The following is a 21618-nucleotide window of genomic DNA, read 5'->3' as shown; positions in this document are numbered from 1 at the left end:
GCTCGGCCACCCCGGCCGGACGCGCGAGGAGGCCCCCACCACACGGTGGGGGCCTCCTCGTGTCAGTGCGTCAGCCGGTCACCCGGACGGTGGGGCTCAGTCCTCCGAGCCCTCACCACGGCCGCGGCCACCACGGGCGCCACGGCGGCGACGCGGACGACGACGCTCGCCGTCCTCACCGTCGGAGTCGCCCTCGACGGCCTCACGGGCCGGCTCGGCATCGGCGGAGTCCTCGCGGACGGACACCGGCTCGGGGCGCTCGGCCTCGTCCTCGGTGCGGGTCGCCCGGGCACCGCCACCGATCTTGCCGGACTGCGGGGCGGCCTCGGCCGCGCCCTCCTCGTCGGCCACCACGGCGCCCAGCGAGAGCTTGCCGCGCTGGTCGATCTCCTTGAGCTCCACCTGCACCTTGTCGCCGACGTTCAGCACGTCCTCGACCGCGTCGATGCGCTTGCCACCGACAAGCTTGCGGATCTCGGAGATGTGCAGCAGGCCGTCCTTGCCCGGCAGCAGGGAGATGAACGCACCGAAGGTGGTGGTCTTGACGACCGTGCCCAGGAAGCGCTCGCCGATCTCCGGCATCTGCGGGTTGGCGATGGCGTTGATGGCCGACCGGGCCGCCTCGGCCGAGGGGCCGTCGGTGGCGCCGATGTACACGGTGCCGTCGTCCTCGATGGAGATGTCGGCGCCGGTGTCCTCCTGGATCTGGTTGATCATCTTGCCCTTGGGGCCGATGACCTCACCGATCTTGTCGACCGGCACCTTCACCGCGATGACGCGCGGGGCGTTCGGGCTCATCTCGTCCGGGGCGTCGATGGCCTGCGACATCACGTCGAGGATGTGCAGGCGCGCGTCGCGGGCCTGGGTGAGCGCCTTGGCCAGCTCCTCGGCAGGGATGCCGTCGAGCTTGGTGTCCAGCTGGATGGCGGTGACGAAGTCCTTGGTGCCGGCCACCTTGAAGTCCATGTCGCCGAAGGCGTCCTCGGCACCGAGGATGTCGGTGAGCGCCTGGTACTGCACGCCCCCGTCGACCTCGGCGGACACCAGGCCCATGGCGATGCCGGCCACCGGCGCCTTGAGCGGCACACCGGCGTTGAGCAGCGACATGGTGGAGGCGCAGACCGACCCCATCGAGGTGGAGCCGTTGGAGCCCAGCGCCTCGGACACCTGGCGGATGGCGTACGGGAACTCCTCGCGGCTCGGCAGCACCGGCACGAGCGCACGCTCGGCCAGGGCGCCGTGCCCGATCTCGCGACGCTTGGGCGAGCCCACGCGACCGGTCTCACCGGTGGAGAACGGCGGGAAGTTGTAGTTGTGCATGTAGCGCTTGCGCGTCACCGGGCCGAGGCCGTCGATCTGCTGCTCCATGCGCAGCATGTTCAGCGTGGTGACACCCATGATCTGGGTCTCGCCACGCTCGAAGATGGCCGAGCCGTGGACGCGCGGCAGGGCCTGCACCTCGGCGGACAGGGCACGGATGTCCTTGGGGCCACGGCCGTCGATGCGGACGCCGTCACGCAGGATGCGCTCGCGGATGAGCTTCTTCTGCAGGGCCTTGAACGCGGCGGAGACCTCCTTGGCGCGACCGGCGAAGGGCTTGCCCTCCTCCTCGTCGGCCCCGGCCAGCTCGGCCTTGAGGGACTCCTTGATCTCGTCCAGGCGCGCCTCACGCTCCTGCTTGCCCGCGATGGTCAGGGCCTGCGCGGTGTCCTGCGCGGCGGCGGCCTCCACGGCGGCGTAGGCGTCGTCCTGGTAGTCCAGGAACAGCGGGAACTCCTGCACCTCCTTGCCGGCCTCGGCGTGCAGTTTCTGCTGGGCCTCGCACAGGGCGCGGATGAAGACCTTGGAGGCCTCGAGGCCCTGGGCCACGACCTCCTCGGTGGGGGCCGTCTTGCCCTCGTCGTTCACCAGGGTCCAGGTGGACTCGGTGGACTCGGCCTCGACCATCATGATCGCGACGTCGTCGCCGGCGATGCGGCCGGCCACCACCATGTCGAAGGTGGAGCGGGCGATGTCCGAGAAGTTCGGGAAGGCCACCCACTGGCCGTCGATGAGCGAGAGGCGCACACCACCGATGGGGCCGGAGAACGGCAGGCCGGAGATCTGGGTGGAGGCGCTGGCGGCGTTGATGGCCAGCACGTCGTACTGGTGGTCCGGGTGGTGGGCCAGCACGGTCACCACGACCTGCACCTCGTTGCGCAGGCCCTTGGTGAAGGTCGGGCGCAGCGGGCGGTCGATGAGGCGGCAGGTGAGGATCGCGTCGGTGCCCGGGCGGCCCTCACGGCGGAAGAACGAGCCGGGGATGCGGCCCGCGGCGTACATGCGCTCCTCGACGTCCACCGTCAGCGGGAAGAAGTCGAAGTGGTCCTTGGGCTCCTTGCCGGCCGTGGTGGCCGACAGGACCATGGTGCTGTCGTCGATGTCGTCCTCGACGAGGTAGGCGGCCACCGAGCCGGCGGCCTGCTGGGCGAGTCGCCCGGTCTCGAACCGGACCGTCTTGGTGCCGTGGGCACCGTTGTCGATGACGGCCTCGGCGAACGTGATCTCAGGACCCTCCATGGGGTCCTCCCTTCTGTTGGTCAGCACACGGGCATCGTCGTTGTGCCGTGTGTCTGGTGGTCCGGTGTTCCTCCCGGCGCGTGGTGCGACGGGTCACGAGGAGGCCGGTCGGACCGGCCGACCCCCTCTACTCATACCAAAAGCGGCCCCCGGGGGGGCCGCAGTCGGCAGAGAGCTCTTTCAGCGGCGCAGGCCGAGCTTCTTGATCAGCGCACGGTAGCGCTCGATGTCGGTGGACTCCAGGTAGCGCAGCAGGCGCTTGCGGCGACCCACCAGCAGCAGCAGGCCACGACGGGTGTGGTGGTCGTGCTTGTGCTGACGGGAGTGCTCGGTCAGGTCCTTGATGCGCTGCGTGAGCAGGGCGACCTGCACCTCCGGCGACCCGGTGTCACCCTCGGTGGTGGCGTACTCCTCGATGATGGACTTCTTCTTGGCAGCGTCCAGCGTGGTCAAGCGTGACTCCTCAGGGTCGTTGCGCGGCGCGCCCGGGCCTGTTCTCCGGGGCATTCGGCGTCCGCGGCCGATCGAACGGCAAGGTGTCACCTTATCACTGACGGGTGCGCCCCACGGCCGCCTCCGGGGCGGCCGACGCCGACGGGTTCTCCGTGGGCGCGTCGGCGGGTGCCCCGCCGTCCTGGAACTCCGTGTCCACCGGCCCCACGAGGGACTCCTTGGTGACGTCCTTGACGGTCACGGTCCGGGCCTTGGCCTCCTCGGCGCGCTTCGTGGCGGCCTCGATGTCGGCCTTCGTGTCGGCCGACGAGACGGGGGCGTCCGCTCCGTTGGCCTCGAGCAGGCCCTGCGTCTTCATCGTGTTCCAGATGGAGCGCGCGACCGGCGCCGCGTACTCGCTACCGGTTCCCGAGTCGCCGAGCACCACGAGCACCACGTACTTCGACTTCTGACCGGCGTCGTAGCTGACGAACCAGGAGGTGGGCGCCTGGTTGGCCACCTCAGCGGTCCCCGTCTTGCCGGCCAGGGGGTGGCGCGCGTTGTCCCAGTCCTTGAAGGCCCACGACGCGGTACCCCGGGTCATCACGCCCTCGAGGCCCTCGCGGAGCACTCGCAGCGACTCCTCGGTGAAGCCGACCCGCTGGCGGACGGTGGTGTCGTAGGTCTTGGCGACCTTGCCGTCGACGTCCACCGCCTCCTTGGCCAGCCGCGGCTCGATGACGTTGCCCCCGTTGGCGATGGCGGCGTAGACCACGGCCATCTGCAGGGGGGTGGTGGAGACGTCACCCTGGCCGATGGAGAAGTTCACCGCGTCACCGCCGCGGTACTGGTACCCACGCAGGCAGAACTCCTGCGCGCTCTCCTTGAGCTCCTTGCGCTTCTGGGCGTCGGGCACCTCCTTCTTGGTGTACCCGGTCTCCGCCCGCTTGCAGTAGCCCTCCTTGAGGGACTCCCAGTAGGCCAGCTTCCACTCGCGGTCCGGGATGCGGCCGGCCGACTCGTGCGGGAGGTCGATGCCGGTGCGCGAGCCCAGGCCGAAGCCGCGGGCCATCTCCACGTAGGGGTCGGCCACGTCCTTGGCGTTGAGGCCGCCCAGTCCGCGCCAGGTGCGGAAGGACCAGCGGTAGAAGGCGGTGTCGCAGGAGACCTCGATGATCTGCTGCAGCGTGAGGTCGCCGTGCTCCTTGGACTCGAAGTTGCGGAAGTAGCGGTCACCGATCTTGACGCGGGCCGGGCAGCTGTACTTCTCCTTCGCGTCCAGCCCCTGGCTGAAGGCGGTCGGCAGCGAGACGGCCTTGAAGGTCGAGGCCGGCGGGAAGACCGAGGAGACGAGCTTGTTCGTCAGCGGCACCCCACCGTCCTCGTCCACCAGCTGCTCCAGCTGCTGGGAGTCCACGCCGCCCTTCCAGACCTCCGGGTTGTAGCCCGGCAGGCTCGCCGAGGCGACCACTCCCCCGGTCTCGACGTCCATGACCAGCGCAGCACCGGTCTTGGCGCTGCCCTTGTCGCCCGGCTGGGTCGCCCCGTTCTTGCGCGCCGCGGCCTGGCTGGCCTGCGCGAGTGCCTCCTCGGCCACGCGCTGCACCTCCGGGACCAGGTGGGTGCGCACGTCCAGACCGGCCTGCGGCTCGGTGTGGCTGATCTCCTCGAGGAAGCGGCCGGCCGGGGAGACGGCCACCTTGGTGACGCCGTTGCGGCCGCGCAGGTCGCCGTCGTAGAAGGCCTCCAGCCCGTCGCGGCCGATCATGGCCGTGGACTGCAGGTCGTCGCGCCCCTTGAGGTCCTCGGCGCTCACGCGCGTCAGGTAGCCCAAGGTCTGGGCCGCCAGGGCACCCTTCGGCTTGGGCCAGCCGCGCTCGGCGGTGGCGTCCACCTTGACGCCCGGGTAGTCCTCGGGGCGCTCCAGCAGCGGCAGCAGCTTCACCGGGTCCACGCCCTGGGCCATGGTGATGGGCTGGTAGGCGCCACCGGAGTTGCAGCGCGGCGGGCGGGGCGCGTCCTTGGCGCCGCAGGTGCGGGTGCGGCCCCACAGCGTGTCGGGGTCCTGCCCCAGCTCGGTGGCCACGGCCTCCACGATGCCGCGCCCCTTGTCCTCCTGCTCGCGCATCACCTGCGGGTCGATGGTCACCGTGGAGTGCGCCACGTTGCGCACGAAGGGGGTGCCGTCGGCGGCCAGGATGCGGCCACGCACCGCCGGGTGCACGATCGAGCGGGTGTTGGTGGTCTGCGCCGCGGTCGCGTACCGGTCGTGCTGCACCACCTGCATCTGGGCCATGCGTCCACCGAGCACGAGCAGCGCCACGAGCACCAGCACCCCCATGATCACGGTGCGGCGGCGGGCGGTCCTCAGGATCTGCATCACGTGGCGTTCCTCGTCAGGGCAGCGTTCTCCAGGTGCATCAGGGTGGGCACCACCACCACGCCCAGCAGCGCGGTGAGCAGCCAGGCCCACGGGTCGACGGTGTCGCCGGTCGGCTTCTGCAGGGCCAGGGCCATGACCCAGCGCACGCCCTGCACGGCCAGCGCCGCCACGGCGACGGTCACCGAGGTGAGCAACCACGAGCGGCGCACGGTGGCCGCGAAGGAGCCGGCCGCCCAGGCCACCAGGCCGTAGGTGAGGGCGGTGGCACCGGCCACCCCGGCGCCCGGCGGCACGAGGTCCACCAGCCAGCCGGCCACCAGGCCCCACACGAGGCCCGACCGCGCACCACGCAGCAGGGCCACTGCCAGCACCACGAGCAGCAGCAGGTCCGGCGCGGGGAAGGACACCCGCGGCAGCAGACCGGTGGTCACGACCGCCAGCAGCACCATGGCCACGACGCGGATGAGGCCGATCATGAAACGCATCACGGGGCTCCGGTGGGGGTCGGCGAGGCGGGCTGGGCGTCCGGGCGGGCGGCGTCGCTCGGGGCGTCGGTGGGCTGGTCCACCGGGGCCGAGGGGTCCACGAGCACCGACTCGTCGTCGCTCGGGTTGCCGTCCAGCGGACCGGTCTGGTCCCCGCTGGAGGACGGCTGGGAGGACGGGTCCGCCGAGGCGTCACCGCCCGGCGAGGCGTCCGGGCCCGACGGGCTGGGCTGCGACTCCGGCAGCGTGGTGGTCTCGCGCGAGCGGTCGCGCTCGGCGGTGCTCAGCACGCCCACCACCTCGAGAGTGGAGACCTGCACCCCGGGGCGCACCACGGCCGTCTCCTGGAGCTGGCCCTTGTCCGGGTCGATCGAGGCCACGCGGCCGACGGCCACGCCGGAGACGAACGGGCTGTTGGCCCCACCCAGCGTGGTGAGCAGGTCACCCTCCTTGAAGGTGCCCGGCTCGAAGGCCTGCAGGGTCAGCTGGTTGGCCTGGCGGGCGGGCGTGCCGGGGGGCGCGGTGGCCGAGAGCACCCCCATCGCGCCGGAGGAGGAGCGGACGCCCAGGGACAGCGCCGGGTCACCGAGGACCATCACCTCGCTCGTCCAGTCGGTCACCGAGACAACGCGGCCCACCAGGCCCCGGCGGGAGACCACGGTGAGGTCGGGCTCCACGCCGTCGCGCGAGCCCACGTCGAGGGTGACGCGGCGGTCCGGCGAGGTGGCCGTGGCCGCGGTGAACCCGATGACGCGGGCCGGGGTCAGCTCACGTCCGGCCACCACCTCGGAGTCGAACAGCCCCACGGCGGCGGAGTCCAGCCGGTTCTTCTCGCGCTGGGCGCGCAGCTCGTCGGCCAGACGGTCGCGCTCGGACTCCACGGCCTGCAGCTCGTCGGTGGGCGGCACCACCATCGCGCGCTGCAGGGGGGCGAAGGCCACCTCCGAGGCACTGCGCACGGGGTCGAGCACCGCCGGGGACACCGCGTCGACCCCCACGGCGGCGAGGGTGAGGGCCAGGGCCGCCAGGGGCCCCGCCCACGCGCGGCGCTCGGCGGAGCGGTCCCGCTGCTGCATGCCCAGCCGGCGGCCGGTGAGGCCCTCCCGGCGGACCACGCCCACGGGGACGCGGCGCTGGGAGTCACCCCGGCGCCGGCCCCGCACCCGACGGTCACCGGAGTACGGACGGATGCGGTCGGCCATCAGTACCGCTGCTCCCCGACCACGATGCGGCGCAGGCGCGCCAGGTCGTCGATGCACCGCCCCGCACCGCGGATCACCGCCCGCTGCGGGTCCTTGGCCACGTGCACCGGCAGGGCCAGCTCGCGGGAGAGGCGCTGGTCGATGCCGCGCAGCAGGGCCACCCCACCGGTGAGCACCACGCCACGGCCGGTGACGTCACCGGCCAGGTCCGGCGGGCACTGGTCCACCAGGCTGCGGGCGAAGGCGGCGATGCCGTCCAGCGGCGCCGCCATGGCCTCGCGGACCGCGGCCCCGGTGACGTCCACCGTCTCGGGCAGGCCGGTGCGCAGGTCACGGCCGTGCACGCGGGCCGTGGCCTCCTCGCGCTGCGGCACCGCCGAGCCCACCTGGGCCACGAGGTCCTGGGCCGTGCGCTCCCCCAGCAGCAGGTGGTGCTCGGTGCGCAGCCAGTCGCGGACGGCCTCGCTGAGGTCGTCACCGCCCACCCGGGCCGAGCCCGAACGGACGATGCCGCCCAGGGCCGTGATGGCCCCGTCGGCGGTGCCGCCGCCGAGGTCGAGCACCATCGAGGCCTGCTCGTCGTTGACCGGCAGCCCGGCCCCGATGGCCGCGACCATGCCCTGCTCCACGATGAAGACCTCGCGGGCGCCGGAGCGCAGGACCGTCTCCTCGACGGCGCGGCGCTCCACGGCGGTGATCTGCGAGGGGGTGGCGACCACCACGCGGGGGCGGTTCAGCCAGCTGGAGTGCACCTGGTCGACGAAGGTGCGCAGCATCGACTCGGCGACGTCCGCGTCGACGATCACGCCGTCGCGGACCGGGCGCATGATGTGCACGTGCGCCGGGGTACGGCCGATGAGGCCGCGGGCGCGCTCACCGGCGGCGAGCACCTTGCCCGTGCCCCCCTCGACCGCCAGCAGCGACGGCTCGTCCAGGGCGATGCCCCTGCCCTTGCGCCAGATCCGGGTCCGCGAGGTCCCCAGGTCCACCGCCAGGTCACCACCGCGCAGGCGCTGCCAACTCGAAGTCATGGGCGGCATCGTATGTCCCTCCCGAGACCGCCGGCCGGAGAACCGGCCGGCGGAGCCCGCTTCCGTGGGCGTCAGGGAGGTCACACCCCCTGCGGGAACCAGATGGCGATCTCGCGCTCGGCGGACTCCGGCGAGTCCGAGCCGTGCACGATGTTCTGCTGCACCTTCAGGCCCCAGTCACGACCCAGGTCGCCGCGGATGGAGCCCGGGGCCGCCTCGGTGGGGTTGGTGGCACCGGCCAGCGCACGGAAGCCGGGGATGCAGCCGTGGCCCTCCACGACGGCGGCCACCAGCGGGCCGGAGGCCATGAACTCCATGAGCGGCTCGTAGAAGGGCTTGCCCTCGTGCTCGGCGTAGTGGGCGGCCAACTGCTCACGGGTGGCCTCCACCACCGTCAGGGCGGCCAGGCGGTAGCCCTTGGCCTCGATGCGGGCCAGCACCTGTCCGGTGAGGCCGCGGCGGTAGCCGTCGGGCTTCACCAGCACCAGGGATCGCTCGATGGTCTCGTTCGTGTCAGCTGCAGTCGTGGTCACGGACCCACCCTAGCCAGCGAGCCGACGGCGCCCGTGGGGGCACCGCCGGCTCGCCGGTCGTGCAGGGGCGCGGCCCCCGCGTCGGGGCGTCCGCGACTCAGGCGCCCGTCGCCGAGAGCGTGCCGGTGCCCAGCAGGCCGAAGAGCACCAGGGCCAGCACGATGCGGTACACCACGAAGGCGGTGAAGTCGTGGCTCGAGATGTAGCGCAGCAGCCAGGCGATGACCGCGTAGCCCACGACGAAGCTGATGAGCGTGGCCACGACGATCGGGCCCCACTGCGGCGCCACCGGGTCGTCGGCGATCTTCACCACCTGCATGAGGCCCGAGGCCAGCACCGCCGGGATGGCCAGCAGGAACGAGTAGCGGGCGGCGGCCACACGCGAGTAGCCCATGAACAGACCACCGGCGATGGTGCCACCGGAGCGCGAGACGCCCGGGATGAGCGCCAGGGACTGCCACAGGCCGAACTTCAGGCCGTCGCCCCAGCTGAGCTGCTGGAGCTCCTTGGCCTCGCCCTGCGGACGGCGCGCGGCCAGCCGGTCGGCCACGCCGATCACCAGGGCGAACACCAGCAGCATCGAGGCGGTGAGCCACAGGTTGCGCAGCTTGGTCTCGATGAGGTCCTGGAAGAGCACGCCGAGCAGGCCGATCGGCAGGGTGCCCACGATCACCAGCCACCCCATCCGCACGTCCGGGTCGCTGTGCGGCACCTTCCCGGCCAACGCCTTGAACCACTTGGTGACGATGGTGGCGATGTCCTTGCGGAAGTAGATGAGCACCGCGGCCTCGGTGCCCAGCTGCGTGATGGCGGTGAACGCCGCTCCGGGGTCCTCGTCACCGAAGAACCGCCCCACCACCGACAGGTGCGCGCTGGAGGAGATGGGCAGGAACTCCGTGAGCCCCTGCACCAGTCCCAGCACGATCGCCTCGAGCCAACCCATCACCGACCACCTTCCGTGGAGTTCTCCTGCGCGGCCCCGGTGCCGCCGTGGCGGGCGGCGAACTGCCGGGTGAGCTCATCCATGCGGTGACCCCAGTAGAGCGCGGCCACCCACAGCCCGAGGAAGATCGCGGCGACCACGAACATCGCCGGCTCCACCAGGCCGCACAGGACGGTGAGCACCTGCAGGACCCACCCGAGGGTGACGCCCCAGCGGCGCTTGAGCACCACCATCGTCACCAGGCAGGCCACGGCCAACGCCGACCCGCCGACGAGGTAGGACGTGGAATGCACGTCACCCCGAGCGTGGGCCAGCGCCCGTGCGGTGAGGGCACCGAAGAAGACGGCGAAGGACTGGAAGAACAGGGTGACGCTGGTGAACCGGCGGGACATCTTGCCCAGCGGACCGACCACGGGGATGGGTGAACTCACGAGGGGGATCCTCCCACGCGGGTCACGAGACGTCCGTGGTGCCCAGCAGCATCCGCACGTCCGCAGCCGTGTGGATGCTGCCGGTGGCGATGACGCCGCCGCTCACGCCGCCCTCGTCGGCCAGCGAGCCGGCGAGGTCGAGCGCGTCGGGCAGGTTCTCGACCACGGTCACCATGTCGTCGCCGAGCAGCTCCCGGGCCAAACGGCCGAGCGCCTCGGGCTCCATGGAGCGCGGGCTGGAGTTGCGCGAGACCACGAGGTGGTCCACCGCCGGGGCCAGCGCGGAGAGCATGCCCTCGGCGTCCTTGTCCTCGAAGACCGCCACCAGGCCCACCAGGCGGGCGAAGGTGAAGGACTCCTCCAGGGCGCGGGCCAGGGTCTCCATGCCGTGCGGGTTGTGCGCGGAGTCGACCACCACGGTCGGCGAGCGCCGCACCACCTCGAGCCGGCCGGGCGCGGTCATGCCGGCCACGGCCTCGCGGAGCAGCTCGGGGTCCAGCGGCTGCTGGCCGTCACCGAGGAAGGACTCCACGGCGGCCACCGCCAGGGCCAGGTTCTGCGCCTGGTGCTGGCCGAAGAGTGGCAGCACGAGTTCGTCGTACTCCCCCGCCAGCCCGCGGATGCCGACGAGCTGGCCACCGACGGCCACGTCGTGCTCGGTGACGCCGAAGTCGACGCCGGCCGTGGCCAGGCGGGCGCCGGCGGCCTCCACCGCGTCGGCGACGACGGCGCGCGCCTCCTCGGCCTGCTCGGCCACCACCACCCGCGCCCCGGGCTTGACGATGCCGGCCTTCTCGGCGGCGATGGACTGCACGTCGCCCCCGAGGTAGCGCTCGTGGTCCAGCCCGATGGGGGTGATGACCGCGACGTCGCCGTCGGCCACGTTGGTGGCGTCCCAGCGGCCGCCGAGGCCGACCTCGATGACGGCGACGTCCACCGGGGCGTCGGCGAAGGCGGCCAGGGCGAGCACGGCGATGCACTCGAAGTAGCTCAGCGGCGGGCCGCCGGCGGCCTCGCTCTCGGCGTCGACGATGGCGATGAAGGGCGCCACGTCGTCCCACACCTCGAGGAAGTGCCGCGGGTCGATGGGCGCACCGTCGATGCTGATGCGCTCCAGCGGGTCGTGCAGGTGCGGGGAGGTGAAGCGCCCCGTGCGCAGCCCGGTCTCCCGCAGGATGCGCTCCACCATCCGGGTGGTGGAGGTCTTGCCGTTGGTGCCGGTCAGGTGCACCACCCGGTAGGTGCGCTGCGGGTCGCCCAGCAGCTCCATGCAGCGGGCCACCCGGTCCAGGGTGGGCACCACGTCGCTCTCGGGCATGCGGGCCATGAGCGCCTGGGTGACCTCCCGCACGCGGCGAGTGGTCTCCAGGTTCTCGGCGGCCTCTCGGCGGGGGTCGGCGCTCATGCGCGGGACTCCTTGCGGCGCAGCAGCACGGTGACGGTGCGGCCCTCGCCGAGGTCCACCTCGCCACGGTGCCAGTCGCCGCCGGCCGGCAGCGGGGTGTCCGGACCGCCGGCGCCGAACTGCACCGCGAGGGTCTCGTCCATGATGAGCTGCTGGTGGGCCACGGCCGCGGCCCACACCTGCTCGTCGCCCACCACGGTGAGCGAGATGCGGTCGCCCACCGAGAGCCCGGCGGCGCGGCGCTCGCCCTGCACGGCGCGGATGACGTCGCGGGCGGTGCCCTCGGCGGCCAGCTCGTCGGTGACCGTGGTGTCGAGCACCACGAAGCCGCCGCCGGGCAGCACGCCGGTGGCCGTGCCCTCGTCGTCGCCGGAGGTCACGGTCTCCAGGGTGTACTCCCCCTCGACCAAGGCGATGCCGCCGGAGGTGACGGTGCCGTCGGCGTCCACCGACCAGTCACCGGTCTTGGAACCCTTGATGACCGTCTGCACGTCCTTGCCCAGGCGCGGGCCGGCGGCGCGCGCGTTGACCACCAGGCGCTGCTCGACGCCGTAGGAGGCGGCCTCGTCGGAGTCCAGCGCCAGCAGACGCACCTCGCGGACGTTGAGCTCGTCGGCCAGCAGCGCCCCCTGGTCGGCCAGGGCCCGCGGGTCCTCGGTGACCACGGTGAGGCTCTGCAGCGGCAGGCGGGTGCGCAGCGACCGGGTCTTGCGCAGGCCCGAGCCGACGGAGGCCACCTGGCGGGCGGTCCCCATCGCGGCGGCCAGCGCCGGGTCGCTCGGGAAGTCCGCGGCGTCCGGCCAGTCGGCCAGGTGCACCGACTCGCCGCCGGTGAGCCCGCGCCAGATCTCCTCGGTGGCGAAGGGCAGGAGCGGGGCGGCCACGCGGCACACCGTCTCGAGCACCGTGTAGAGGGTGTCGAAGCAGGCGGTGTCGGTGCCCTCCCAGAAGCGGTCGCGGGACCGGCGGACGTACCAATTGGTGAGGGTGTCCAGGAAGTCGCGGACCAGCTCGCAGCCGCGGGCCAGGTCGTTGGCGTCCATGCACTCGGTCACCTCGCGTACCAGCGTGCCGGTGGCGTCCAGCACGTAGCGGTCCAGCGGGTCGGTCGAGGCCGTGGACCACTGGGCGCGGTGCCCGCCCTCGCCGGCGGCGTTGGCGTACATGGCGAAGAAGGACCACGCGTTCCACAGCGGGATCATCACCTGCCGCACGCCGTCGCGGATGCCCTGCTCGGTCACCACGAGGTTGCCGCCGCGCAGGATGGGGCTGCTCATGAGGAACCAGCGCATCGCGTCGGCGCCGTCGCGGTCGAACACCTCGGAGACGTCCGGGTAGTTGCGCAGCGACTTGCTCATCTTCTGGCCGTCGCTGCCCAGCACGATGCCGTGGCAGATGACATTGCTGAACGCCGGGCGGTCGAAGAGCGCGGTGGCCAGCACGTGCATCGTGTAGAACCAGCCGCGGGTCTGGCCGATGTACTCCACGATGAAGTCGGCCGGGAAGTGGTGCTCGAACCACTCGGCGTTCTCGAAGGGCACGTGGTTCTGGGCGTAGGACATCGAGCCCGAGTCGAACCAGACGTCCAGCACGTCCTCCACGCGGCGCATGGTGGAGCCGGTGTGCTCCCCCGGCGCGGCGCCGGCGTTGCGCGGGTCGTCCGGGTTGGGGCGGGTCAGGTGGTCCACCCACGGGCGGTGCAGGTCCACCTCGCCGGCGGCGTTGCGCGGCAGCTCGCCGAAGTCGGCCTCGATGTCGGCCAGCGAGCCGTACACGTCGGTGCGGGGGTACTCGGGGTCGTCGCTCACCCACACCGGCACCGGGGAGCCCCAGTAGCGGTTTCGGGTGATGGACCAGTCGCGGGCGCCCTCGAGCCACTTGCCGAACTGGCCGTGCTTGACGTTCTCCGGCACCCAGGTGATCTGCTCGTTGTTCTCGAGCATCCGGTCCTTGACGTCGGTGACCTTCACGAACCAGGACTCGACGCCCTTGTACATCAGCGGCGTGCGGCAGCGCCAGCAGTGCGGGTAGGAGTGGTCGTAGGTCTCGTGGCGCAGCAGCACGGTGCCCGGGCTCACCGACCCGGTGTCCTGCCCGGCCTGGCCGCCGACCGCCCGGGTGGCGGCCTTGAGGTGGGCGATGATCGGCGCGTTGGCGTCGAACACCTGCAGGCCCGCGTACTCGCCGACCGGGGCGGTGAAGGTGCCGTCGGCGGCCACCGGCATCACCGGCTCGATGCCCTCGCGGTCGGTGACCACCTTGTCGTCCTCACCGAAGGCGCCGGCCGAGTGCACCAGACCCGTACCGTCGGTGGTCGTCACGAAGTCGGCCTCCACCACGCGGTGGGCGTTCTCCTGGCCGCGGTAGTAGCTGAACGGCGGCTCGTAGGAGCGGCCCAGCAGGTCGGCACCCTTGAGGCGCTCCACCACGCGCGAGGCGGGATCCTCGCCGAGCTCGCGCGCGTACGCCTCGAGGCGCGCCTCGGCCACCACGTAGCGCTGGGAGGCGCCGGTCGGGTCGGTGGCGGGGTCGGACTCCACCACCACGTAGTCGATGTCGGGCCCCACCATCACCGCGAGGTTGCTGGGCAGGGTCCACGGGGTGGTCGTCCACACCAGCGCGGTCTCGCCGGTCTCCAGGCGCACGCCGACGGTGACGGCCGGGTCCTGGCGCATCTGGTAGACGTCGTCGTCCATGCGCAGCTCGTGGGCGCTCAGCGGGGTCTGGTCGCGCCAGCAGTAGGGCAGCACGCGGAAGTCCTGGTAGGCCAGCCCCTTCTCGTGGAGCTGCTTGAACGCCCAGATGACGCTCTCCATGTACTCCACGTTGAGGGTCTTGTAGTCGTTCTCGAAGTCGACCCAGCGGCCCATGCGGTGCACGTACGCCTGCCACTCGTCGGTGTACTTCAGCACCGAGGCACGGCACGCGTCGTTGAAGGAGTCGATGCCCTTCTGGAGGATCTCCTCCTTGGTGGTGATGCCCAGCTGGCGCATGGCCTCGAGCTCGGCCGGCAGGCCGTGGGTGTCCCAGCCGAAGCGGCGCTCCACGCGCTGGCCTCGCATGGTGCGGTAGCGCGGCACCACGTCCTTGACGTAGCCGGTGAGCAGGTGGCCGTAGTGCGGCAGGCCGTTGGCGAAGGGCGGCCCGTCGAAGAAGACGTACTCGTTCTCACCGTTGGTCCCTGCGGGGCGGTTCTCCACGCTCTTGCGGAAGGTGTCGCCGGCCTCCCAGTGGCGCAGCACGCCCTGCTCGATCTCCGGGAAGGACGGCGCGGTCACGCCGCTGCCGGGGGCACCGGGGGTGCCGGTGCGCACGATGGGGTACACGCCCGGGCCGGCGGGCGGGGTCTGCTCAGCGGGGGTGGTCTCGGGTGCGGTGCTCATCGCGGCTCCTCGTCTCGTGCCGCACGACCTGGTCGTGCTGCTCGTGCTGCCGAGGACGACACCCACCGACGGCGGGTCCCGCGGTACCACCTCTCTTGCCCGGCCTCCCGTCCGCACCCGGGGGGCGGACGACGGGGACGGGCCCCTTCGTGACGGCTGTCTCGGGCCTACCCGTCCGGGTCTAGTGAGCCCACCTGTGGCCGCCCGTGGGGCGCCCGGTGGGTGGGCCGTTCTTCCGGAAGGCTCCCCGGTGATGGCCGGATCGCTGCCTCTGATACCAGCCTACCGGGTCCCCGGGCCACCAGGGAGCCGACCGCCACCAGCGGGTGCGACAATGCCGCGCATGACCGACTCCTCTGCCGCCCGTCCCGCCCAGCTGCCCGACAAGCCGTCCGTCGACGGCCTCGAGGACCGCTGGACCGCGGTATGGCAGGAGCAGGACACCTACGCGTTCGACCGCGAGCGTGCCGCCTCGCTGCCCCGCGACCAGCGCTTCACCATCGACACCCCGCCGCCCACCGCGTCGGGCTCGCTCCACGTGGGCCACGTCTTCGGCTACACGCAGGCCGACTGCATGGCGCGCTACCACCGCATGACGGGCAAGGAGGTCTTCTACCCCATCGGGTGGGACGACAACGGCCTGCCCACCGAGCGCCGCGTGCAGAACTACTACGGCGTGCGCGGCGACATCAACCAGCCGTACGTGGAGGGCTACGAGCCCCCGCAGCGCGGTGGTGAGGGCAAGTCCGTGAAGGCCGCCGACCAGCAGCCCATCAGCCGCCCCAACTTCATCGAGCTGTGCCACGAACTGACCGTGGAGGACGAGAAGGCCTTCGAGGCGCTCTTCCGCCGCCTGGGCCTCTCGCTGGACTGGAACTTCCAGTACCGCACCATCGACGACAACGCCCGCGCCACCAGCCAGCAGGCCTTCCTGCGCAACCTGGAGCGTGGCGAGGCCTACTCCGCCGAGGCCCCCGGGCTGTGGGACGTCACCTTCCAGACCGCCGTGGCCCAGGCCGAGCTGGAGGCTCGCGACTACCCGGGCGCCTACCACCGGCTGGCCTTCCACGGCCCCGAGGGTGACGTGGAGATCGAGACCACCCGCCCCGAGCTGCTGCCGGCCTGCGTGGCCCTCATCGCCCACCCGGACGACGAGCGCTACCAGCACCTGTTCGGCACCACCGTGCGCACCCCGCTGTACGACGTCGAGGTGCCGGTGGTGGCCCACACCGCCGCCGAGATGGACAAGGGCGCCGGCATCGCCATGTGCTGCACGTTCGGTGACCTCACCGACGTCACCTGGTGGCGCGAGCTGCAGCTGCCGACCCGGTCGGTGATCACCCGCAACGGACGCCTGGTCGGTGAGACGCCCGAGTGGCTCGCCGACTCCCCGGCGGCCGACTTCTACGCCTCCTCGGTGGCCACCAAGACGGTGCACACCGCCCGCGAGAACACGGTCGAGGCCCTGCGCGCCTCCGGGGAGCTCATCGGGGAGCCGCAGAAGACCCAGCGCAAGGCGAACTTCTTCGAGAAGGGCGACAAGCCGCTGGAGATCGTCACCTCGCGCCAGTGGTACATCCGCAACGGCGGGCGCGACGCGGACCTCAACGCCGCCCTCATTGCCCGCGGGCAGGAGGTGGACTTCCACCCGGCCTACATGGAGCGCCGTCACGCCAACTGGATCGAGGGCCTCAACGGCGACTGGCTGGTGAGCCGCCAGCGCTTCTTCGGCGTGCCCTTCCCCATCTGGTACCCGCTGGACGCCGACGGCGAGCCGGACCACGAGCACCCCATCACCCCCGCCGAGGCCGACCTGCCGGTGGACCCGCAGTCCGACACCGCGCCGGGTTACGACGAGTCGCAGCGCGACCAGCCGGGCGGCTTCACCGCCGACCCGGACGTGCTGGACACCTGGGCCACCAGCTCGCTCAGCCCGCAGATCATCGGCGGCTGGCGCAACGACCCCGAGCTGTTCGACCTGGTGTTCCCGATGGACGTGCGCCCGCAGGGCCACGACATCATCCGCACGTGGCTGTTCAGCACCATCGTGCGCGCCCACCACGAGCACGGCTCGGTGCCGTGGCACAACGCCACCCTCAACGGCTGGATCCTGGACCCGGACCGCAAGAAGATGTCCAAGTCCAAGGGCAACGTGGTCACCCCGGTGGACCTGCTCGAGCAGCACGGGTCCGATGCGGTCCGCTACTGGGCGGCCTCGGCCCGCCAGGGCGTGGACACCGCCTTCGACACCCAGCAGATGAAGGTGGGGCGTCGCCTGGCCATCAAGCTGCTCAACGCCTCGAAGTTCGCCCTGGGCTTCGGTGAGGTGGCCGGTGCGCAGACCGCCGAGCAGCTCCTGGCCGCCGTGACCGAGCCGGTGGACCGCTCCCTGTTGGTGGAGCTGGCCGGCGTGGTGGAGCAGGCCACCGCCGGCTTCGAGGCGTGGGACTACACCAAGGCCCTGGAGGTCACCGAGACCTTCTTCTGGTCGTTCTGCGACGACTACCTGGAGCTCGTGAAGTCGCGCGCCTACGGCGCCGAGGACGGGGCCTCCGCCGCCACCACCTCGGCCCGCGCCGCCCTGCGCGTGGCCCTGGACGTCCAGCTGCGCCTGCTGGCGCCCTTCCTGCCGTTCGCCACCGAGGAGGTCTGGAGCTGGTGGCACGCCGGCAGCGTGCACCGCGCGCCGTGGCCCACCACCGGTGAGCTGGCCGTTCCCGGGGTCCAGGAGGGCGACGCGGCCGTGAAGCCGGCCGCGGCGGCCGTGCTCGCCGGCATCCGCAAGGCCAAGTCCGAGGCCAAGATGGGCATGCGCGCCCAGGTGACCGCCATGACCCTGGCCGGCCCGGCCGACCAGCGCGAGGCCGCGCACCGCGCGTGGGAGGACGTCGTCTCCTCGGGCCACGTGGTGTGCGAGGTCACCGAGACCGACGGCGAGACCCTGGAGGTCCGCGACACCGAGCTCGTGAAGGTGGAGAAGCCGAAGAAGGACTGAGGCCCCTCCCCCACGACGACGGCGGCGGTCACCCCACGGGGTGGCCGCCGCCGTCGTGTGCGGGAGCGAGCTCGGCTCCGGGGGCTCAGACGCGGGGGCCGACCACCACCCACGGCACCGGCCAGCCGCCCACCCGCTGGATGCCGGCGGCCAACTCGTCGACGTCGGCCTCCACCACGGTGCCGGCCGCGGGGTCGTAGAGCGCCCAGCGGCCCGCGGCGTCCTCGGCCACCACCGCGACGTGGCGCGGCATCCAGCGCGTGCCCACGTAGAGCAGCGCCGGCTCGTGGGTGCCGGTGCCCGCCAGGGCTCCGGCGAGCTGCTCGGCCCCGCCGGTGCGCACGGCCCGCAGACCGTAGCGGAGGTGCCCCAGCCCCTCGGTGTGCACCACCTGCCGCAGCTCGGCCAGTGCGCCCCACGGCGGGGTCCCCAGCGCCATCGGCCACGGGAAGCGCAGCGCACGGGCCTCCCACGGGTTGTTGGTGCGCCCGAAGGTGGCGAACTCGGTGGTGCGGAAGTCCTGGCCCTCCACCAGGTCGTCGGCGGACGGCAGGGGCATGCGCTCCAGCAGGCGGCGCGCGACCACAAGGCTGGCCGCCCCGCAGGTGACGGGGCTGGACTGGCGCGGCAGCCGCATCCCCACCGCCAGGGTGTCGGGCTGGAGGGCGGCACGGGGGCTCGTGGGGGTGCTGTCGGCGGGCTGGGCGGTCACGTCGGTCTCCTCGCTGTCAGCAGGTCCTCGCCCACCCGGTGCGGGTCAGGCGCTCTTGCGCTTGGGTCGCTTGGCGCGCTTCTCGTCGCGGCGCACGATGGTCGGGTTCACGTTGTCGGCCACCACGTCGGCGGTCACCACGACGCGCTCGATGCCGTCGTCGCTCGGCACGTCGAACATCACCGGCTGCAGCACCTCCTCCATGATGGCGCGCAGTCCGCGGGCGCCGGTGCGGCGCAGCATCGCCTGCTCGGCCACCGCGCGGACGGCGTCGTCGGTGAACTCCAGCTCCACCCCGTCGAGGCGGAAGAGGTGCTGGTACTGCTTGACCAGTGCGTTGCGCGGCCCGGTGAGGATGTCGACCAGGGCGTCGGCGTCGAGCGGGTTGACCGCGGCCACCACCGGCACGCGGCCGATGAACTCGGGGATGAGCCCGAACTTCACGAGGTCCTCGGGGCGCACGTTGCGCAGGAACTCCCCCTCGGTGCGGCGCGCCGAGAGGGTGGCCCCGAAGCCCAGGCCGCCCTTGCCCTCACGCTCGGCGACGATCTCGTCGAGCCCGGCGAAGGCCCCGCCCACCACGAACAGGATGTTGCGGGTGTCGATCTGCACGAACTCCTGGTGCGGGTGCTTGCGGCCGCCCTGCGGGGGCACCGAGGCCACCGTTCCCTCCAGGATCTTCAGGAGCGCCTGCTGCACACCCTCGCCGGAGACGTCGCGGGTGATCGACGGGTTCTCGCTCTTGCGCGTGATCTTGTCGATCTCGTCGATGTAGATGATGCCGGTCTCGGCCTTGGACACGTCCCCGTCCGCGGCCTGGATGAGCTTCACGAGGATGTTCTCGACGTCCTCCCCCACGTAGCCCGCCTCGGTGAGCGCGGTCGCGTCGGCGATGGCGAAGGGCACCTGCAGGAGCTTGGCGAGGGTCTGCGCCAGGTAGGTCTTGCCGGTGCCGGTCGGCCCGATCATGAGGATGTTGCTCTTGGCGACCTCGGGGGCGTCGGGGTCGTCGGAGGAGCCCTGTGCGTCGATGCGCTTGTAGTGGTTGTACACGGCCACCGCGAGGGCCCGCTTGGCCTCGTCCTGCCCCACCACGTAGGACTCCAGGAAGGCGTGGATCTCGCGCGGCGTGGGCACCTTCTCGAGGCGCTCCACGGAGGCGGCCGGGAACTCCTCGTCGATGATCTCGTTGCAGAGCTCGATGCACTCGTCGCAGATGTAGACGTTGGGCCCGGCGATGAGCTTGCGGACCTGCTTCTGGCTCTTGCCACAGAAGGAGCAGGTGAGGAAGTCCCCGCTCCCCGCAGTGCGCGCCATTGACCTCTCCCGTCCGTCCGGTGGTGACTGCGCTCCACGCTACCCCCGGCCTCCGACGACCTCGGGGCAGGGGCCACGATGCGCCGCAGGGGACCGCCACCTGCACGGTGGCGGCCCCCTGCGGGGTGCGGCGGGAGGGTACTCAGCCCTCCAGGGCGGCCTTGCGGCTCGGGAGCACCGCGTCGACGAGGCCGTACTCCTTGGCCTCCTGCGCGGAGAGGATCTTGTCGCGCTCGATGTCGTTGCGGACCTTCTCCGGGGTCTGACCCGAGTGCTTGGCCCAGGTGTCCTCCAGCCAGGTGCGCATGCGCAGCACCTCGTTGGCGGTGATCTCCAGGTCGGAGGCCATGCCGCCGGTGCCCTCCATGGCGGGCTGGTGGATGAGGATGCGCGAGTTGGGCAGGGCGAAGCGCTTGCCCGGCGCACCGGCCGCCAGCAGCACGGCGCCGGCCGAGGCGGCCTGGCCGAGCACGAAGGTCTGCACGTCCGGGCGGATGAACTGCATCGTGTCGTAGATGGCCGTCATCGCGGTGAACGAGCCGCCCGGGGAGTTGATGTACATCAGCACGTCGCGGTCCGGGTCCTGGGACTCCAGCACCAGCAGCTGGGCGATGATGTCGTCCGCCGAGGCGTCGTCGATCTGCACGCCGCAGAAGATGATGCGGTCCTCGAACAGCTTGGTGTACGGGTCCTGACGCTTGCTGCCGTAGGCGGTGCGCTCCTCGAACTGCGGGAGCACGTAGCGGGAGCTGGGGCCGGGCACGTGCAGACGTCCCTGGGCGCTGGCGTGGGTCATGTTTCCTCCGTGCATCATCGGCGTGTGGGCGGGAACCTGCGGGTGGTGGGTCACTTGCCCTCCTGGCCGGTCTCACCGGCGTGGGCCCGGTCCTCGTCGGCCACGTCGCCCTTCTTCACGTCCTGGGTGTCGGTGGAGGTCTGGAAGACGTGGTCCGCGAAGCCGTACTCCTTTGCCTCCTGCGCGGTGAACCAGCGGTCACGGTCGGAGTCCTTGGTGATCTGCTCCGTGCTCTGGCCGGTGTGCTCGGCGATGAGCTCGGCCATCTGGCGCTTGATGTGCAGCAGCTGCTCGGCCTGGATCTTGATGTCCGAGGCCGTACCGCCGACGCCGCCGGAGGGCTGGTGCATCATGACGCGGCTGTGCGGGGTGGCGTAGCGCTTGCCGGGGGTGCCGGCCGAGAGCAGGAACTGACCCATCGAGGCCGCCAGGCCCATGGCCACGGTCGCCACGTCGTTGGGGATCCAGTTCATGGTGTCGAAGATCGCCATGCCGGCGGTCACCGAGCCGCCCGGGGAGTTGATGTACAGCCAGATGTCGGCGTTGGGGTCCTCGGCCGAGAGCAGCAGCAGCTGGGCGCAGATGGCGTTCGCGTTGTCGTCACGCACGTCCGAGCCGAGGAAGACGATGCGCTCCTTCAGCAGGCGGTTGTAGATCTGGTCGTCCAGACCCGCCAGTCGCGCGCCCTCACTGGCCACGGCGGGGGTCGATGCGGTGTGCTCGCTCACGGGCGTCTCTCCTTCGTCGGACGGTTCCTGGTGTGGATCCCTCGAGGGACGCTAACGCCGAGCCGTCCCGCTTTCGTCCCGGCCGGCGGCCCTGTTCGCCCTCAGCGCACGCACCTGCCACCCCGGACACGCGGACGGGGCCGCTGCGCGCTCGCGCAACGGCCCCGTCCTGCGGGTGACCCGGGGGTCACTTCTCCTCGGAGGTCTCCTCCGCGGGCGCCTCGTCGGCCTTCTCGGCAGCCTTCTTGGCCGGAGCCTTGCGGGTCGTGGTCGCCTTCTTGGC

The 21618-nt window shown here is 71.9% G+C and carries 16 protein-coding genes; 1 reads left to right on the top strand and 15 read right to left on the bottom strand.

Annotation, left to right across the window (positions count from 1 at the left end; translation table 11 throughout):
- Positions 1-96 precede the first annotated feature (96 nt).
- The 11 genes from HMPREF3099_RS11735 to ileS form a co-directional block, all read right to left on the bottom strand.
- A complete protein-coding gene (locus HMPREF3099_RS11735; RefSeq protein WP_070706252.1) occupies positions 97-2559 on the bottom strand; it encodes a polyribonucleotide nucleotidyltransferase in 2463 nt (820 codons plus the stop codon).
- A 180-nt stretch (positions 2560-2739) separates the two neighbouring features.
- Positions 2740-3066, bottom strand: coding sequence for a 30S ribosomal protein S15 (gene rpsO / locus HMPREF3099_RS11730; RefSeq protein WP_237769858.1), 327 nt, complete (start codon positions 3064-3066; stop codon positions 2740-2742).
- A 40-nt stretch (positions 3067-3106) separates the two neighbouring features.
- A complete protein-coding gene (locus HMPREF3099_RS11725) occupies positions 3107-5371 on the bottom strand; it encodes a peptidoglycan D,D-transpeptidase FtsI family protein (protein ID WP_141762162.1) in 2265 nt (754 codons plus the stop codon).
- Positions 5371-5859, bottom strand: a complete 489-nt coding sequence (gene mreD / locus HMPREF3099_RS11720; RefSeq protein ID WP_070706250.1) for a rod shape-determining protein MreD — start codon at positions 5857-5859, stop codon at positions 5371-5373. Before mreD ends, HMPREF3099_RS11725 begins: the two co-directional genes overlap by 1 nt.
- Complete coding sequence (locus tag HMPREF3099_RS11715; protein ID WP_070706249.1) at positions 5859-7061, bottom strand: rod shape-determining protein MreC; 1203 nt, start codon at positions 7059-7061, stop codon at positions 5859-5861. The genes mreD and HMPREF3099_RS11715 overlap by 1 nt, the downstream gene beginning before the upstream one ends.
- On the bottom strand, positions 7061-8092 hold the full coding sequence (locus HMPREF3099_RS11710) for a rod shape-determining protein (RefSeq protein ID WP_070706248.1): 1032 nt from the start codon (positions 8090-8092) through the stop codon (positions 7061-7063). Before HMPREF3099_RS11710 ends, HMPREF3099_RS11715 begins: the two co-directional genes overlap by 1 nt.
- An 80-nt stretch (positions 8093-8172) precedes the next feature.
- On the bottom strand, positions 8173-8625 hold the full coding sequence (ndk, locus tag HMPREF3099_RS11705) for a nucleoside-diphosphate kinase (RefSeq protein WP_070706247.1): 453 nt from the start codon (positions 8623-8625) through the stop codon (positions 8173-8175).
- Between the two features lie 97 nt (positions 8626-8722).
- A complete protein-coding gene (locus HMPREF3099_RS11700; RefSeq protein ID WP_070706246.1) occupies positions 8723-9568 on the bottom strand; it encodes an undecaprenyl-diphosphate phosphatase in 846 nt (281 codons plus the stop codon).
- Positions 9568-9999 (bottom strand): DUF4233 domain-containing protein, encoded by a 432-nt coding sequence (locus tag HMPREF3099_RS11695; RefSeq protein WP_237769857.1) that lies wholly within the window; start codon positions 9997-9999, stop codon positions 9568-9570. The genes HMPREF3099_RS11700 and HMPREF3099_RS11695 overlap by 1 nt, the downstream gene beginning before the upstream one ends.
- Positions 10000-10021: 22 nt before the next feature.
- Complete coding sequence (locus HMPREF3099_RS11690; protein WP_070706245.1) at positions 10022-11404, bottom strand: bifunctional folylpolyglutamate synthase/dihydrofolate synthase; 1383 nt, start codon at positions 11402-11404, stop codon at positions 10022-10024.
- A complete protein-coding gene (gene ileS, locus HMPREF3099_RS11685; protein ID WP_070706244.1) occupies positions 11401-14787 on the bottom strand; it encodes an isoleucine--tRNA ligase in 3387 nt (1128 codons plus the stop codon). The genes HMPREF3099_RS11690 and ileS overlap by 4 nt, the downstream gene beginning before the upstream one ends.
- Positions 14788-15130: 343 nt before the next feature.
- On the opposite strand from ileS, the gene valS reads away from it, so the two are divergent.
- Positions 15131-17782: a valine--tRNA ligase gene (gene valS, locus HMPREF3099_RS11680; RefSeq protein ID WP_070706258.1), complete on the top strand. Its 2652-nt coding sequence runs from the start codon at positions 15131-15133 to the stop codon at positions 17780-17782.
- Between the two features lie 85 nt (positions 17783-17867).
- On the opposite strand, the gene HMPREF3099_RS11675 is transcribed toward valS, so the two are convergent.
- The 4 genes from HMPREF3099_RS11675 to HMPREF3099_RS11660 all read right to left on the bottom strand — a co-directional run bounded on the left by HMPREF3099_RS11675 (position 17868) and on the right by HMPREF3099_RS11660 (position 21335).
- Positions 17868-18494: a hypothetical protein gene (locus tag HMPREF3099_RS11675; RefSeq protein WP_070706243.1), complete on the bottom strand. Its 627-nt coding sequence runs from the start codon at positions 18492-18494 to the stop codon at positions 17868-17870.
- A 45-nt stretch (positions 18495-18539) separates the two neighbouring features.
- Complete coding sequence (gene clpX / locus HMPREF3099_RS11670) at positions 18540-19811, bottom strand: ATP-dependent Clp protease ATP-binding subunit ClpX (RefSeq protein WP_070706242.1); 1272 nt, start codon at positions 19809-19811, stop codon at positions 18540-18542.
- A gap of 142 nt (positions 19812-19953) precedes the next feature.
- Positions 19954-20607, bottom strand: coding sequence for an ATP-dependent Clp protease proteolytic subunit (locus HMPREF3099_RS11665; RefSeq protein WP_070706241.1), 654 nt, complete (start codon positions 20605-20607; stop codon positions 19954-19956).
- A 50-nt stretch (positions 20608-20657) separates the two neighbouring features.
- A complete protein-coding gene (locus HMPREF3099_RS11660) occupies positions 20658-21335 on the bottom strand; it encodes an ATP-dependent Clp protease proteolytic subunit (RefSeq protein ID WP_070706240.1) in 678 nt (225 codons plus the stop codon).
- Positions 21336-21618 lie beyond the last annotated feature (283 nt).

The sequence above is a fragment of the Kytococcus sp. HMSC28H12 genome, from assembly GCF_001816045.1.
Taxonomy (GTDB): domain Bacteria; phylum Actinomycetota; class Actinomycetes; order Actinomycetales; family Dermatophilaceae; genus Kytococcus; species Kytococcus schroeteri.
Note: the sequence above shows the minus strand (reverse complement) of the source record. Positions and strands in the feature narration are given on the sequence as shown.